General features: G+C 31.1%; 8 protein-coding genes and 1 pseudogene. 4 read left to right on the forward strand and 5 right to left on the reverse strand.

Annotated elements, in window-relative coordinates:
* Window positions 1-3,215 precede the first annotated feature (3,215 nt).
* From P3F56_RS01385 to argH, 4 genes are all read left to right on the forward strand, one after another.
* A complete protein-coding gene (locus P3F56_RS01385; protein WP_281152982.1) occupies window positions 3,216-4,148 on the forward strand; it encodes a glycosyltransferase family 2 protein in 933 nt (310 codons plus the stop codon).
* A gap of 313 nt (window positions 4,149-4,461) precedes the next feature.
* Window positions 4,462-5,547, forward strand: coding sequence for a hypothetical protein (locus P3F56_RS01390; protein WP_281152983.1), 1,086 nt, complete (start codon window positions 4,462-4,464; stop codon window positions 5,545-5,547).
* 378 nt (window positions 5,548-5,925) lie between these two features.
* Window positions 5,926-7,344 carry a PP2C family protein-serine/threonine phosphatase gene (locus P3F56_RS01395; RefSeq protein WP_281153671.1) on the forward strand — a complete coding sequence of 473 codons (1,419 nt, stop codon included), beginning with the start codon at window positions 5,926-5,928 and terminating at the stop codon, window positions 7,342-7,344.
* A gap of 1,146 nt (window positions 7,345-8,490) precedes the next feature.
* On the forward strand, window positions 8,491-9,888 hold the full coding sequence (gene argH / locus P3F56_RS01400) for an argininosuccinate lyase (RefSeq protein ID WP_281152984.1): 1,398 nt from the start codon (window positions 8,491-8,493) through the stop codon (window positions 9,886-9,888).
* Window positions 9,889-12,060: 2,172 nt separating this feature from the next.
* Here the strand turns inward: argH and P3F56_RS10390 are convergent.
* The 5 genes and pseudogenes from P3F56_RS10390 to P3F56_RS01420 all read right to left on the reverse strand — a co-directional run bounded on the left by P3F56_RS10390 (window position 12,061) and on the right by P3F56_RS01420 (window position 17,453).
* Window positions 12,061-12,165: a hypothetical protein gene (locus tag P3F56_RS10390; RefSeq protein WP_405054760.1), complete on the reverse strand. Its 105-nt coding sequence runs from the start codon at window positions 12,163-12,165 to the stop codon at window positions 12,061-12,063.
* Window positions 12,166-12,554: 389 nt separating this feature from the next.
* Window positions 12,555-13,838 carry an ATP-binding protein gene (locus tag P3F56_RS01405; protein WP_281152985.1) on the reverse strand — a complete coding sequence of 428 codons (1,284 nt, stop codon included), beginning with the start codon at window positions 13,836-13,838 and terminating at the stop codon, window positions 12,555-12,557.
* Window positions 13,839-14,729: 891 nt separating this feature from the next.
* On the reverse strand, window positions 14,730-14,945 hold the full coding sequence (locus P3F56_RS01410; protein WP_281153672.1) for a glycosyltransferase: 216 nt from the start codon (window positions 14,943-14,945) through the stop codon (window positions 14,730-14,732).
* Window positions 14,946-15,081: 136 nt separating this feature from the next.
* Window positions 15,082-15,381: pseudogene (locus P3F56_RS01415) on the reverse strand (glycosyltransferase); the annotation flags it as partial.
* A 1,208-nt stretch (window positions 15,382-16,589) separates the two neighbouring features.
* The gene (locus P3F56_RS01420; protein ID WP_281152986.1) at window positions 16,590-17,453 is read right to left on the reverse strand and encodes an SWIM zinc finger family protein; all 864 of its coding nucleotides are present in this window, start codon (window positions 17,451-17,453) and stop codon (window positions 16,590-16,592) included.
* Window positions 17,454-17,463: the final 10 nt, after the last annotated feature.

The following is a 17,463-nucleotide window of genomic DNA, read 5'->3' on the forward strand; positions in this document are numbered from 1 at the left end:
ATTATTTCTTAATAAACAAAATACGATTACTATTTAAGTAGTAAAAATACTCATATAGTAATCTAATTTTGAGTAATTTATCTTTTTTTACTCACTATTCTAGAAGTGCTTTAAAAAACTATGATAATTTTTTTATCAAAAAAGTCTAAGTATTCATTTTTTATTCTAAAAGTTTTTATTTTAAAAACTTTTAGAATAAAAAATATTTTGAGATCAATATGTAAAACAACTTATTTTTTTATAAATAAGTTGTTTTACATATTTGCTATATCAAATTAATGAGTCAATGAATAGTCTTTTAAGACTATAAAAATATACTGACGTTATAAACTATTACAATTTTTACCTAAAGAATAAATACTTTATTGATATGAATAATTTACTGTTTTATTTGAATTTTATATGTTCAATTATCTCTTTTAAAGAAATTAGATTAACTATTCGGTTAAAAATTAATTTTTAATAGCAAAATTATAATTATTGTTTAAATACTTGGTAATATAGACTGGGGGATATTGTCAAGAATAATAAAATACAAAAGTTTGTAGTTAAAGCTTTAGCTTTGATGAAATAAAAATTTTAATGTCCAAAAGAATTGTCATAAATTAAGCTGTATTTTTTTACGTATACTTGTCTTAAATTAAGACAAGTATACGTAAAGTCCACGAAGATATAACACATAGATTAAAATTAAATAATCTTTTTCAATCAATATCTAAATTCTAGAATTTCATATTCAAAATTTAGTGAAAATTATCATCTACTTTAAGTATTTTTAAGAAAATTTATTTTATGAAAGTCTGATAAATATTTAAAAAATCTACAGATTTTAATAAATGTAATCTTTACAGTTATTATTTTTTGTATGTAGTTGAGAGAAGATTGTAATTGTTTTAAATCTTTACTTAAACTACAAGGATAGTTTTTTTTATTCATGTTTTAGTTTATTTTTTCAATGCTTCTTCCCAGTTTAATATGATTTCTTTCTAAACTACATCAATAGTACTATATAATCTCTTATCTTCTAGAGTTTATCAAATTTTTTCTATTTTTATAAACAAAAAAAAAAGCAACTTTTTTTGCTATTGCAGTGAATAATAAGTTTTTTAATAAAAAATAATTGTTAAAAGTCATAGTTGTTAGGCTTTTATAATTGACATCTATTTTTGTAGAGAAAGATTATTGTTATTCTTTTTTTATGGCTATGACGGCTATCCTTAAAATTTAAGTTAGTAATCACCAATAATTAAAAATATTTTAGCTAGTGTTTCTAACAAGGCAATAATATAGACCAACAAGTGCACTTAGTTTGATCAACTCTTGATTATTCAATCTTTTTTTAAATTTCTTACTGTTGTATCAAGAGTATTGATGTTTTTTGATAATTTTCTTTTATTTTCCTGACAGAGGATTTATTAAAAATTGAACATCAATAACAATATTATTATTTTCTTTAAGTTCAGAGCAAGAGTCAGAATAAAAATTAATTTTGTTAACTTCACTATTACTAATACTAAATATTATATTTTAATTTTTTTTTAGTTACTGTTCTTTACACTGCTCTCTAAAATTTATATTTGCCAATATTTGAACCTTGGTAAATCGCTAGAAATAATGATGAAATTTTTTATGTAAAGTACTACTATATTTTTTTATAACTATTCTTGCTTGGCATTTACTTCTGATTAGTGAGACAATTGTTTATTGAACAATAAAACCGCAACTTAAACACAACTAGTCTGTGATTAGATCACAAATTTCAAGTTAAAAAGTCTAGTACAACATAGTATAAACTTTTAAAAAACTTTATTTTTTTGATTTTTTTAAACTAACTAAATATCAATTTACTACTTATTTTTTACTAGTATTAACTGTTAAAACAACTTGCCAGGCTAGATCTAGCTTAGACTAGAACCTAGTTAATAATAGATATTAAACAATTATCAAAAATAAAAATTTTATAGCTTAAAAAGCAAAAGATTAATTATCTAAAGCAAATATTTATATTTTTATTTAAAATAAATAACATCATCTAAAAAAACTAAAATAACAATAATATAGATGTTTAAAGTATTTAAAATAATTTAATTAAAAGTAGATAAATATTTAGATTAATTTTTAAGAAATCAAAGAAAATAAAATATTATATAATATATATATATTAAAAGCTAATGCTTGCTTATTAAGCAATAAAAAAATAAACTTAAGAAGTCTAAGTATTTTTAAAATAGTTGTCAAATTTTTAATAGTAGTACAATTAAATTAACCTTGATTAATTTTAACTTCCTAATTTTAAATAGTATTAAAATCTGAATAAGTTTTCTATTTTAATACTATTCATTATTCTTCTATAACAAAAAAATGGTACAGTAGACACTATCCAATTTTTAATAAAAATTGATTTACAGACAGATTGATATAGTCTTTTAGAAGAAGAATTTACGAACAAGTAAAGATATTTTTAACCATTAAATATGTATAATAATCTCATTAACTTACTCATGAGTTTTATTTATTCCATATGAAAGTAATTACTAACACAAAAAAGCTGAACAAAAATAATTTAAATTCTTCTTTATTAGACGATTTGCCATAATTACATTAATTAGGTAGTAAGGTACTTATCACAGTACAATTCCCAATTATGGACAATTTAAAAAATTGAACAGGTTGTTACTTAAGTATTGTATAAAGATAATGTGCCATAATTTATGTAGAGATTACTAAATGGATTAACCTTCCTAGAAAATAAATTTAAATATTAGGATACTATGTTAGATTGGAAAATCTAAAAAATACTGAATTATTTCAATATTTTTAAACAAAAAATCTTTAAAAAAGACCTTAACTAAAGACTTTAGATAGATTTATTTGTAAGTAGTTAAACTATAATTTCGTTTTAAATAAATTATCAGTCATTAATAAATGATAAAATCAATACTAATAAAATCAAAATATATTTGTATTTGTTTTTAACATTAACAATTTCCTCAAGTTTTGTTAATATATTAAACTGAATATTACTGCTATTTTCCAATTGTCCTATTAAATTACGCGTTCGTAATTTGCCCTGTTATTTATAGCAATAAGCGGTTGATAATCTAAAACTGTAGCTAGCCATACTACACTATAGCCAGAGTGCTGAATAAATTGAGCAACTTTTGGATAAAATTCGTTAGACTATTAACTACACCCTATTCCCAGAAAAAAAAGCTGTGTTTTTTAGCGTTGTTATTCCTACCTATAATCGGAAACCTATCCTGGAAAAGTGCCTAAGAGCCTTAGAAAATCAACAATTAACTGATGATAAAGTAAGTAAATATGAAGTTATCTTAGTTGACGATGGCTCGACAGATAATACCCTAGAATGGCTAGCAGAAAATACTGCAGAGTTCCCTCATGTGCGTCTCTTTATTCAAAATCATCTTGGTCCTGCCGCAGCGAGAAATTTAGGGATAGAAAAAGCCCAAGGTGATACAATTATCTTCATTGATAGTGATCTGGTTGTAACTGGGACATTTATTCAGTCCCATGCGAATGCTTTAATTACAGGAGAAAAAGAATTAGGAAACAATAAACTATTTACTTACGGTGCGGTGATTAACACTTGTAACTTTGATAATCCTACCTCAGAACCTTATAAAATAACCGATTTTTCTGCAGCCTATTTTGCCACAGGCAATGTAGCCATTGCCCGTAAATGGTTAGAAAAAGTGGGAGTTTTCGATACGAGATTCCAACTTTACGGATGGGAAGATTTAGAATTAGGGGTGCGACTCAAACAACTAGGATTAAAATTAATTAAGTGTCCCAAAGCAGTTGGTTACCATTGGCATCCATCTTTTAATTTAGATCAAATACCTAGCCTAATCGACAGAGAAATTCAACGGGGAAAGATGGGAATTCTTTTCTACCAGAAACATCCCACCTGGGAGGTTAGATTGATGATTCAAATGACTTGGTTACATCGTTTGTTATGGGGATTTTTATCTTTAGGAGGTAGTCTTAATGAACGCACGCTTGCACCTGTTTTACAGTGGTTAATTGATCAAGGAAAACCGCAACTAGCCCTAGAAGTCGCTCGAATATTTCTGAATTGGTATAATGTCCGCGGAGTTTATACTGCTTATCGAGAATTACAAACCTAAATGGTATATACAGCTTATAAATTTCAGGCAAATTCCTCATCTAAATATAGCCATCGAGGCGAAGCTTAGGACAGACTTATGTGTCTTCTGCCTTCTGTCTTCTTCATTTTGGATAAACAATTTTAAAGCCAATATGAAAACTTTCGTTACAAATAGGCTGATGGAAAGGTCGATGTCCGAAGATCATGGAAATATTAACAGCCATTGTCAAAGTTTGTTGAAAACTAGGCTGTTCCAGAAATGATAACTTATTGATTTAGGTGAAACTTCTGGGCATATTGGAAATCAATTACCCCTAATTTTGGAGACAATAATGAGTATTGCTATTGGCATTTTTGTAGGTTTAATTATCGGAGGAGTTATCGGTATTTTTCTATCAACCTCCTCCAAGGAGCGCAAACTCGAAGCTCAATTAGAAAGAAGTACAAAGGCTCTAAAGGAAGCTGAAGCACTTCAGCAACAACAAGCACAAGAAATAAAACAACTACGGCAATCTCCATCACAGATGCAAGAGATTGAACAATCTTATCAAGTTCAACTTGAGGCACTCGAGCAGTCTTATCAAGAACAATCAGAAGAACTGTTTCACGCTAAAACTAAACTAACTGAATTGGAACAGAACGAACGACAAATCCAAGAAATTCGACAAACTTATCAAACTCAACTTGAGGCACTCGAACAAACCTATAAAGCCCAACTTCAAGAAACGCTACAACAAGTCCAAAAGTTTGCTCCAGTCTCGGAAACTAATCAGGCACACATCCAACAAATTGAGCAAACTTATCAAACTCAACTGCAAGAACAGCAACAAGCTCATCAGCAAGCTATTAACGAGTTAGAAAAAGCCCATGACGAAGGAAACTTGGACTTAGACGAGTGGAAGAACCAAGAGACTTCTGACGCCCTAAACTCGGGAAGTTTATTAGAAGGAGTCGTATCAGCCTCTGATACCGAGGGATTGCGGCCCATAGAGGAACTGCCAGACTTTCCTGAAATGAATCCTGATAACTTATCAGAAGACTTCATCCATAAAACCACTGAAGCTCTATCATTAGAGCAGAGTGGAGAAGAAACTAAAAAAAGGGTCTCTAACTTGTTTCAACAAAAAAAATATGACGATCTAGACTTTTTTGAGATGTTACCTACTGATGAAGAAACGACCGAAGACTTATTGGAAACTTTCACGAAAGACAAAAACAATCCTTATGTCGATTTCTTTGAGTCAGAAACCAAAGAGACAACCCGGGACTCTGACGAAATTTTTTCTAGTTTTATAGATACAGAAGAGTCTGAGGAAAACTCAACGAATCTGCTACAAACAGATAATGAAAACAAGTCTCAACAAAACAATCTGTTTAAGCAGGCTAACGACAATAATCAGAATGACCTAATCAAATGACAATAACCTCACAAGTGATGAGAAATCGGAGTAAGATTATAATTTTGAAGAAATTCTAAAATCTTCGATAACAGACTCCCGTTCCTAGATATTTGTTATAGATATTTCATTCCCAGGAGAAAGTTTCTGGGATTTTTTGCTCATCAGGAAACTGATAATAAAACTTTTTCAAGATATTTATTGGCAATCTAACGAATTAACGTTATGATTAACCAGTCATAATTGTGCTTAAAGTTGTCCTCAACTAACTCAAAAAAATAACATTTCAAGCCTAGCGCGTTTAAGATAGACTGCCTCACTAGACAATTACTCTTCCTCAAGGCTTAGGGTCTAGGATTCAAACACTTGATACTCTCGATACTTTTACCATCTGATGTCATTACTGCTGTGCCTATTCACCGCCAGCCTCCTTTTGCTCAAAATACACCAACCTGTGGTCTCAAAACCGATACCACTCCTGTTTTTGCACTGAAAGAACTTGTTGCCAATCTTTATCGAGAACAAAACAAAATTCAAAACTTATTAAGTTCCCTAGGGTTTGCCCTACGAAGTTTTAATAATCTCAATCAGTTTTTAGAACTCACCCCTTTGATGACAGCACGGGTCACTGATGCTGATGGGAGTGCCTTAATTCTCTATAAAGCAAATGGTCAAGTCTCTTTAGAACAGTTACATTGTCAAAATCATCAGATCGAGTCGGAGATTCAAGAAGTTCTGACTCGCGTAATTAATCAGGCTAACAGTAACGCCTCAGTTACCCGCACCCTGGCGGTTTCCTTAGATGAACAAATTCGCCATGGAATGGGGACAAAAATTCGTCTGTATAACACGCCAATTTTAGTCAAAAATATAGAACGGGGGCGGCTTTACGTTTTTAGTACTAATCCTCAATATATTTGGACCCAAACCCGACGAAGATTACTCCAATTGGTAGCGGATCAAACTGCTGTTGCTATTGCTAATAATGAATTAACGGTAGAATTACGTTCTAAAGAACGACAGGATCGCGAACTGGAAATTGCTTCTGACATTCAATTACGTTTACTGCCACGCAAATACCCAAGTATTCACGGCGTAAAGTTAGCTGCTCATTGTCAAACTGCTAACCGAGTTGGAGGTGACTACTATGACTTTATCCCGACTAACTATGATCAACTCCTTCAAGATCAAGACAGCCAAGGGCAAGCATTAGCTCATTGCGTTCCTTGGAGTATTGTTATTGGAGACGTAATGGGAAAAGGAGTTCCTGCCGGGTTGATTATGACTATGACGAGAGGAATGCTTAGGGCAGAGGTATTAAACCGTAACTCCCCTGGACAAATCCTCCAACACCTCAACCGAGTAATGTACGCCGATTTAGAGAACTCTAATCGGTTTGTAACACTTTTTTATTCGGAGTATGATCCCAAAACTTGTATTCTCTCTTTTAGTAATGCAGCCCACAACCCTCCTCTGCGGTGGCAGTACGCTACACAAGAGATCGAACGACTCGACACCGAAGGAATGTTAATTGGATTAGATCCAAATTCTGAATATGGGGATGGACAGGTTCAGTTAACTCCAGGAGATATTGTCCTTTATTACACCGACGGACTAACTGATGCGGTTAACCTAAAAGGTGATCGCTTCAATGAAGACAATTTGATTGTTGCCTTCCAAGCGGCTTGTCACGAATGTGATAGTCCCCAGAGCATTCTCAATTATTTATTTAAAGCGGTTGAGCAGTTTATTGGGACAGGAAATAATAACAGTGATGATATGACTTTGGTCGTCATGCAGGTGGAATTATTGGAGTAAGTCCTATTTATAGGAAATTTTTCTGTAGTACTGCTTGAACTAACTATAAATCTGGGAATAATAGCTCTGTTTGCTTGGCATAATAGTTTGTCCCTGGCTACACACCAATTAGTTGGTCCAACGTGAATTTGACAGAAATTAACGGAGAAATTACGGAGCAATAACTCTATCCTAGAGAATAAAATTTATTGGGCTTTTATATTTTGGATATAACATTTCGTCTTGATACTTGCCTGGGTATTGTTTGACCTGGATCGCTTCTATCAAAAAGCAATGAATTATTTGCTTTCAAGTTAACTCTAAACGATATAGATAACTATAAATTTATGCTTTAATTTAAACAAAAGTTAATTGGCAAATTTCTTGGAGACTGAGGATATATTGCTCCAGAGCTCTCTATGATAGCTCTATCAACAAATACTTTAAATAATTAAATAAAGCGAAAGTTAGTTAAACTGATTGATGAAATTTTACTTCACAAGTATTTTTTAACTGGAATAATTAACGATTAACTCAAAAATATATCTCAGATTTAATTTTAGAGAAATTGAAGTATTTGGACCTATTTTATAAACTCTTTTGCTTAACTTACAGCTTCATACCCAATTATCATATTTACCTTCTCTCTATCAATAGTTACAAGGTAAATATGCCTTCACACGTTGCTATTTTAATACGACTATTGTGATCTTAATTATTGACAGTTACTATTCTAAATAATCGTTAAACTTGTCGTGTTTTGATTTTAGATATTGAAAATAACAACTGTGTTTTTAAATCTCGTCCAACTCAATGTGAGTTAGACTGTCTCGTACCTCAAAATGCTTTGAACTCTCTGAATAATATTCAGAGAGTTCAAAGCATTTTAGAAAAATTTTATTAAGTAGAGTCGAGTTTAAACTTTGGATATTGAATTTGTTCTAGGATCTAGATTTAGAATCTTTACTGGTTGTTACACTCTTTATTTTCAGTCAACTGTCGATAGTAAACTAATGGCTGACTAATGATGACGGATAATTATATAAAGAATATCTTTTTCGAATCAGTGAAGTACAACACATTAAGTTCAAAATTTATGACCCATCAGGGTTGAACTTATTTACTTCTGACAACAATTTTTTATTTTTGCTATCTAGGGGGTAGACTGTGACCAAACAAAAAAAGTGGAGTGAGCGCTTTGAAGGCAATCTTCATCCTTCCATTGTTCGATTTAACGCCAGTATTGGCTTTGATATCAAGTTACTTGAATACGATTTAACAGGTTCGATTGCCCATGCCAAAATGTTAGCCCATACAGGAATTATTGCTGAGAGTGAAGCACAACAATTAGTACAAGGACTAGAAAAAATTCGTCAAGAACATCATAATGGAGAATTTACCCCTGGAATTGACCAAGAAGACGTTCATTTGGCGATAGAAAGACGTTTAACAGACATTGTGGGGGATGTCGGCAAAAAACTTCACACAGCTAGATCGCGTAATGATCAAGTAGGGACTGATATTCGTCTTTATCTACGAGATCAAATTAGTCAAATTCGGAGTCAATTACGAGATTTTCAACAAGTTTTACTCGATCATTCTCAAAATCATATAGAAACCCTTATTCCAGGTTATACTCATCTACAACGGGCACAACCGATCAGTTTAGCTCACCACTTATTAGCTTATTTCGAGATGGCACAACGAGACTGGGAACGGTTGGGAGAAATTTACGCTAGGACAAATATTTCCCCCTTAGGATGTGGTGCATTGGCAGGAACAACATTTCCCATTGATCGCCATTACAGTGCTAAACTATTGGAATTTGAAGGGATTTATGGCAATAGTTTGGACGGAGTGAGTGATCGCGATTTTGCCATCGAGTTTCTCAATGCTGCTAGTTTAATTATGGTTCATCTTAGCCGTCTAAGTGAAGAAATAATTCTTTGGGCTTCCCATGAATTTAAGTTCATCAGCCTTACCGATAGCTGCGCCACGGGGTCAAGTATTATGCCCCAAAAGAAAAATCCTGATGTTCCCGAATTAGTCCGAGGAAAAGCTGGACGAGTCTTTGGCCATTTACAAGGAATGCTAGTTTTAATGAAAGGGTTGCCTTTAGCTTACAATAAGGATCTCCAAGAAGACAAAGAAGGAATTTTTGATGGAGTAGCAACGGTTAAAAGCTGTTTAGAAGCTATGACGATTTTGTTAGGGGAAGGAATTGAGTTTCATCAAGAACGTTTAGCCCAAGCAGTAGCCGAGGACTTTTCCAATGCGACGGATGTGGCTGATTATTTAGCTGTCCGCGGGATTCCTTTTCGGGAGGCTTATAACTTAGTAGGAAAGGTAGTTAAAACTAGTCTAGCATCGGGTAAGCTTCTTAAGGACTTATCTCTAGAAGAATGGCAAGCCTTACATCCTTTGTTTGAGGCTGATATTTACGAGGTAATCACTCCCAAACAGGTGGTAGCAGTTCGTAATAGCTACGGTGGAACTGGTTTTAACCAAATTCGCCAAGCTATTGCAAGGGCGAAAGCACAAATAGAGTCTTCCCAATTAAACTAAGATTTTAGTTTTATCTTTTGTTTTTATAAGTTAGTTGCGGCGACATATTAAAACCATCATGAGAGTTACACCTCATTTTCTTGCCCCGTCACCTAAGCAACGATTATTCTTATTCTTTCTGATGAACGGATTGTCTTTAAGCAACTAAGGGGTACAAGATCGTGAAGACTCTCTAGAGGACTTGTGGACTGGGGAGAAGAGATCCTAATAACAATCAACGGGAATTGTTAAGATAAAACGGCTCTAAATTGTTATAAATTCGCTGTTTAGTCTGGATTTATTCTCCTCCTAATCAAAATTCTAAAATTCGTTTCTATATGTCGAAGCAGATGTGCTCAGAACTTTAGAGATTAACGATCTCTATAAAAATTAAAGCATTTGATCACGTCTTTCCTTGAATAATCTCATTCATAATATTATGAATGAGATTAAAAGATTATTTACGAGGATTGGTGACCTTAGCTTAAAATAAAAAAAAATACAAGTTACCGAAATCTATCCTATTAGATACCTCGGGAGAGGGAATGGAGTACAGACAACAGTAAAAATTTAAGTTGGAATTAGAGTCTGTTGGAACTGTTCAGTTTCCTCTCTTAATCAGTCAGTGTAAAATTTCCACCTTTTTACAGCAAGTAGTGTTGACAGTGAGTTCAATCCCTTGTCATATACCTTTCGGGATTTCCCGTTACTCGTTGCCTCAGTAGCGGATTTAAATTTAATTAGGGAGCTCATAATAACGGCAGTGGGTAAATCAGCGAATTCTATCTTTATCGGTTACTAAATCAATCGTTTTATTAAGACTTTTCTAATTTTATAGACTTTTATAATTTCATATTTTTAAAATTTACAAATATTTTTTTTGTTTTAAAAACAGTTTTTAATGAAGTTAAAATAAGGTAAATATATATAGACATAAGTATAAAATATGCCCCTATTTATTCGATAAAATTAAATATTTTATCATTATTTAACCTGATTAATTATTCATTATAATTTAAGTCTTTAGCTACAGTTGTGGCATGAATATTTTTATATTAGGAGTATTTTTTTATTTGTCCATTATTAAAAAGCAAAAGTAGCTAAACAATTTAATGTAGTAAATACTCCAATTAACGTTATCTTTTTATATAAATTATTGAGACATTTTCTATAAACTCATTATTATTTAGTTGTTTTTTACACAGTAACTAGTAATGACTAGATGACTCCGATTTTGTAAAGAAAAACTAGGTCTGACAGTGTAGTTTCTTTAAGTCTTGTCTAAGATTTTTGTTTCAAAGTTTACACTCTATCTATAGTAAGCTGTAAAGACATGAAGTATTTTTTGTATTAAGTTAAGTTTTTGGATTAGACGACATATAACAGAAATGTTAACTATAACACCTATTTTTCCTTGTAAGTAAGTACTCAGTTTTTGTCGATAACATCGCTAATCAAAGAAAATTTTTCTCGATTATAAAGAAATAATTTTACAATTTTTATTACTTCTTAAGGTCTAAGGAGACAATTGATAAAACTATAACTAATTTGAAAATACCATGTCAGTTTTAAGTTTATTTAGTGGTCTTGTTGTGAGCTTTTCCAATTCCAATAAAAATATTTATATAGTGCGATTTCATTCTTAATTAAAACTATTTTTTATTATTTTTATTCCATTTTATCTAGATACTATCTATCAATCTTTTTTGTGTCTATCAATTTTCATTAACAACTTAATTAGAGATTGTTTTTTTAGTCTTTTTTACATAAAAGTTCGATAGCTATTGTTTTTATATAGATCAACAGCTTTTGTAAAAGTATTGGCTGTCTTTATAAGATTTTATTTAACAAATAAATCTGTTTTTGTGATCCCTTTTAAAAAACTATTACTAGTCTTTTTGCTGAGTAAAAGGTAATAAATAAATTTTACATATTTTTATGTTACTATTTTTTTTGAAAAAAAATATAGTAAGCACATGTCTCAATGATTTTATTTTAATACTCTACTACTTAAAACTCTCCACTAATATCTGTTTCTAAACTGTCTTTATCAAAAGTTTGCACAGAGGTTAGATAGACTCAACTATGGATTCTAGATTTGGGATGTAAAGTCAATAGAATATCGATCTAAACTTGGGATAATTACTCAAACTTTAAACAAATTGAGGATATTACGTTACTCATCAAACAGTCTCATCGTGAGTGTTTATACTGATATTGGAGTTGTACTAAATTGTTTAAAAAGTAAGTATCTGCTAACATCCAATATGAACCAGGATGTCTTGCTTCTGATTTCATCAAACTGCAGTTAAATATTCTTAATTCTAAATCAAAGACAGTGAGTATCTAGTAACTTTAATCGTTCATATAGTCTTGTTTTGATCAAAAATTTTCTTTATAAGAAATCAAACAAACAACAGTTTTTTTATATTTAGTTTGTGAATTTAATTTTTTTTATAGGGAAAAGAAGAAAGATAAATTAAGGTCATATTTATATGATAAGGTTATTAGTTTACTTATTCAAAATACTATATTTTTTTTTGAAAATAACCGTTTAATTTAAAATTAATAAAATACTAGACGGATGGCACAATATTAAGTTTAAGGTTACTATTGCAGCTTTTTATACACACTAGAAATATCTAATTTAGATACTATTTAAATTTGCAATTAGTTGTTCAAGACTATTAATCATTAATCTTTAATTCTCCTTGCAAAAAATGGATAAATTGTCGAGCAGTTCGTCCTGAACGTCCATTTTGCTTCATTGCCCATTGTTTTGCCCTAAATTCTAATTCTTCTTGCGGCAAGTCAAGTCTTATTTGTTGAGCTAGATAATTAACAATTGTGAGGTACTTTTCTTGATTTGCCGGTTCAAAAGTTAAAGTTAAACCAAAGCGATCACTAAAAGATAATTTTTCTTGTACAGTATCCCAAGCATGGACTTCATCGAAATCACTAAGTTGGGGGCGATCACCAACAAATTCTCTAATTAAATGTTTCCTATTAGAAGTAGCATAAACTACAACATTGTCAGCTCTAGCAGTCACACTTCCTTCTAAAACAACTTTTAATGATTTAAAAGTATCGTCGTCTTCCTCAAAAGATAAATCATCAACAAAAACAATGAATTTTTGAGGATAATTCCTTAATTTATCGAGTATCCAAGGCAAATGATTTAACTGAGATTTACTTACTTCGACCAATCTCAATCCCTTGCTACTATATTTATTTAATAATCCCTTAATTAAAGAAGACTTACCCGAGCCCCGACTCCCATATAATAAAACATTAAGAGCAGTACAACCAGCCAATAGAATTTCTGTGTTTTTAATTAATGTTTCCTTTTGTGGATCATAACCAACAATCTCAGTTAATTGAATTGGATCTGGATTATTAATTCCTATTAATTGTTTTCTTTCCCATTTTAACACCTTATATTTAGCGATAATACCTGTTCCTTCTTGATTATAATAGTCAGCTAATTCTTCTATTGTGTCTTGCCAATTATTAGATCGATGTAAAAAAGTATTATCAATATTTTCTAATTCCCAGACTACAGGAATATAGTCTATTAATGTGGATTTTTTTACCCATTTAGCAATTTGTTGAGTCGTACAATTATAAATAATCTGTAAAATGCTCAGATCATGTTTGACTGCATCAATCAAAGATTTAGGTAACTCTTGAAAAGGAATTGATTGTACCTGCTGACTAAAAGGATTTTCATTTAGTAAAATCTCACTAATTAAGTAATCTTGCCAACTTTTTCCTGTTCTTGCTAAAGCGTTAAAAAAATTTCCATAAGCTTTTAAAGATTCTAAATTTAAGGTTTGTTTATCTCTAGAGTAGATGGAATATAACAGGCAAATAAAAGTTTGACCAACTTCACTTTTAAAAATTGATTGATAAAGAAGTAAGGATGATATTTTAGGGTAGAGAAAATCATCAAACTGTTTTAACTGATTCATTGAGTTGACTATGGACTGTTTCCTGCAAATTTAAAAGTAAATATCTGTGAATAAGTCCTCCTAATAAATAGGAGTTTTTTAATCTCTTTCTGTTCTAATCCACTCAGATTGAAGACTTAGTGCAAATTCCAACTATAGAGGAATTTTTCACAGCAGATATAATGGGATTGTTGATAATGCTAAAGCGGAAATATCTTTACGTGCAAAGTTAGCCCAACCACTCAAAATACCTACTCTTAACAAGATACCTTTTATGGTCAATATTATCAACGGCAGCCAGAAAATACCTATAAATCCAGTGATTAATAGTATTATTATACTCCCTGTCCACGAAACTACTAATAATGACAACGGGAGAACACTAAGTTCTAAAGTTAGGACAAATAAATCAAAACGTGGACTATTGCGCCCTTAATTAATCGAGGAACTTGACTTAAAATAGTTTGAAGACGACCATGTTCTCAACGAGTTCTTTAAGTTTTTGCAGTGTGTGTGACTTTGTTCAGTAAGAATACCTATTACTTGAGCACTAGGACAGAACAGAGGAGAAGCTCCTGCTAGAGCTAAATCGATCTCTAACTGCATATCTTCCACAAGATTGCCATTAGTCAAAGATGTTTTTTGAATAAAAAACTAAGGGAAAGCTATTTCTGTTCTTCCTAATAAGTAGGGAAGTACTAAAAGAAATAAACTCGCAAAACGAACCTTATTTTTTATCAAAAGCTAATTTAGAGATGGTATCTTTAGCACTGGGATTAGCAGATATTGTTAATAGATAAAGAGCTTGGATATGCTTCATTGTTAGTGATGCTTTTTAAGTTACTTTTTGAATACTTTCCAATTTTAAATAACAATCTACATCCACAAAATAACAACATCTAACAGTGCCTTTTAAATGACGTTTAGTCCATAGTTAAGAGCACACCACTTGCCCCATTTTTCATTATCTTGTCGTTCAATTACCATTACTCTATGTTTACGATAAATTTCAGCTGTATTATTGGTACAATAATCAACAAGGATAATGACTTTATCAGGATTATTAAATTGATTCAATATAGATTGAAAAATATTTTCAATACTCTTCGCTTCATTATCAGCTGGAATTAAAACCTTTAAACTAAGTTCGGATGTAACTTGTTAGTTCACCTCATTTGATAGTAAAAAATAGCTAAATAACATTATAAAAATAATACGAAATAAGGAATTAATAAAATCAAATAAAGAACTAAGAATAAGGTTGCTAAAATAAAATTAATATGGGAGAAAATAGGTAAACAGATCTAAATAATTGATGTAACTTCTGTGCTTCTTGAGTTGCGTTGTGTTGTTGTACCATTCGTTTAGCCTCTATTATTCCCATTTCTTCTAATCGAGAGACAGGAGTTTCTAGGACAGTTTTCATTGCTATCACTAAGGCTTCTACCGATCCTGCAGGAATTAACCATCCTGAGTCTTCAGGTACAACAAATTCAGTAATCTCCGTCACGTAAGTACTAATAACTAGCCGACTTAAGGCTATACTTTCTATAATAACAACAGGTAATTCTTTTGTAAACCTCGATCAAATCATTACTTGAGACGCAAGAATATGCTGTTGTACTTGTGCTTGAATTGATTGACTAAATAAGCAATTTTCATGCTGGAAAATATTTACACTAACCTTGATCTCTCGTTTTAAATCTAATTGTCTTTACTTCAGGATACAATGACATCTACTAAAGTTTACAGCTTATTTCTAACCAAAAGATACTTATAAAGTTAAAATAAATATTTATTTGTCTAACTTGTACGTGGATACATATTAGACAATTAACAGATACTTTTATCGATGGATAACATAGATGAATTTACCAAAAAGTTTGGATTTAAGTCATTTATTTAGTGTTTCTAATGGAGCAATATCCAGTCTATTCTAGATTAGATCTCCTACAGCTTTTGAAGCAACAGTGTAGGAACAATTTTTCACCATAGTTAAACCCTATTAATTTTTGTGTAGTAATTGTAGCTACGATTCAGAACCGGCGGCTAGGCTTGGTAATTAGCTGGGGTAAAGGTTAAAGTGTTGATTGCTTGTGATGCTTAAGGAGTTCTTTTGGGGAGTAATTTTACTATTAATCGAGTTAGTCATGATGAGTTGACTCATTAGAGTCTAGATTTCTTAGGAAAAGTAAATAAAAATTTCTATGCTAATCCACTAATAAAACATTTAGATTTATGGCGATTACCCCAAACGATTATGGGTTGAAAAGCTCAAACAATAGTTAACCAAAGAAAATTTTAATATTATTGTTCGTTAAATAATGTTGTTGTCTACTTATTAATTTAGTTAAATTAAAAGATATTTTATTGTCTTTAAATTTCTAATAACTGTCACAATTTCAGTGAAATTTTTGGTACTCTCCGCATTCATCAATTTGACTATAATTACAGTCGTTAAGATAAGTTAAATTTTAGCATTTTTATAAAAAAAGTATATGACTGAATCCATAACCTCATCCTTTCATTAACCATCGAAAACCTAAAACTAGCTTTTATACTGTAATTCAAGATTCTTTTGCTACTTTTGATCATTCTCCTAATTGAGATCATCTAGAAACTGTGAAGGTTAAAAATTTTTCAATAAAGTTAGTTTACATGATTTTCCTATTAAAAATATTTTTTATTGTTGTCAGGTACACTATTAAGTTGTCATTTTTTTCTGAAGTTAAATATAATTGAAATTAATTATTCTCTTAATTGCTATCTATATTAGACTTCCAGATTTAATGCTTCCATTACTGCATATTGACTCATATTTTTATAAACTTGTTGTAGATGCTGTTGGGCGACTCGTGCTTCTTCATAAGTTAAAGTAATTCTTCCTAAAATATTTAACACTGTTTGATCATCAGACAAAGGAACAATAACGATTAGTGAGGAATCCAATCCTCCCTTATACTGCCAAAATTTAGTAAGGTCCAAAGTTTTAGATTCTTCTAGTTGGTGATTTGATTTTTTTGTTATCTCTGTTAAGCCATCCTTATTTTTCATTAATTTTTGGCCTTTATGTTGATTAAGTTTCTGAAGGCGTAACTGACGTAAAGCGTCAAGAATTTGCTCTTTTGTTCGTCCTCTTAATTTAAAGATTGTAAAAGGATCTTCACTAAAATACTCAGCTAACTGATAATAAACTGCCCCAATATGTTTGCAAGGGTTGGCCTTATCGGGACAACTACAATAAGCATTAATATCTGACAAGGTAAAAGGAAAGACACTAAGTCCATTATCAATAAAAACTTCTTCAATATTTTCTGGCATTTTTCCGGCTAACAATTGAGCTGAAAAAATTGCTTTTTTAGATAAACTTTGAATAATATAATCCCAATCTTCATCAATAAAAGGAACTAGTGAAAGTGATACTTGATATGGATTAGTATCACTACCTTGAACTTTTGCAAATACCTTTGCCTCTTTAAATTCAATACTTAAAATTTTTCCTTCTCTTACATAAATCCTCGCCCTTTCTAATCGTTTCTTAAATCTATAAGAATCCAGTAATTCCAACCAACGTTCTACCCACCATTCTTTTTGAGAAAAAGTTGCGTCACCGTTTGATAAATTAGGATTGGTCATAGTTTTATTG

Source organism: cyanobacterium endosymbiont of Epithemia clementina EcSB (assembly GCF_029919255.1).
In the GTDB taxonomy this organism is placed as follows: domain Bacteria; phylum Cyanobacteriota; class Cyanobacteriia; order Cyanobacteriales; family Microcystaceae; genus Rippkaea.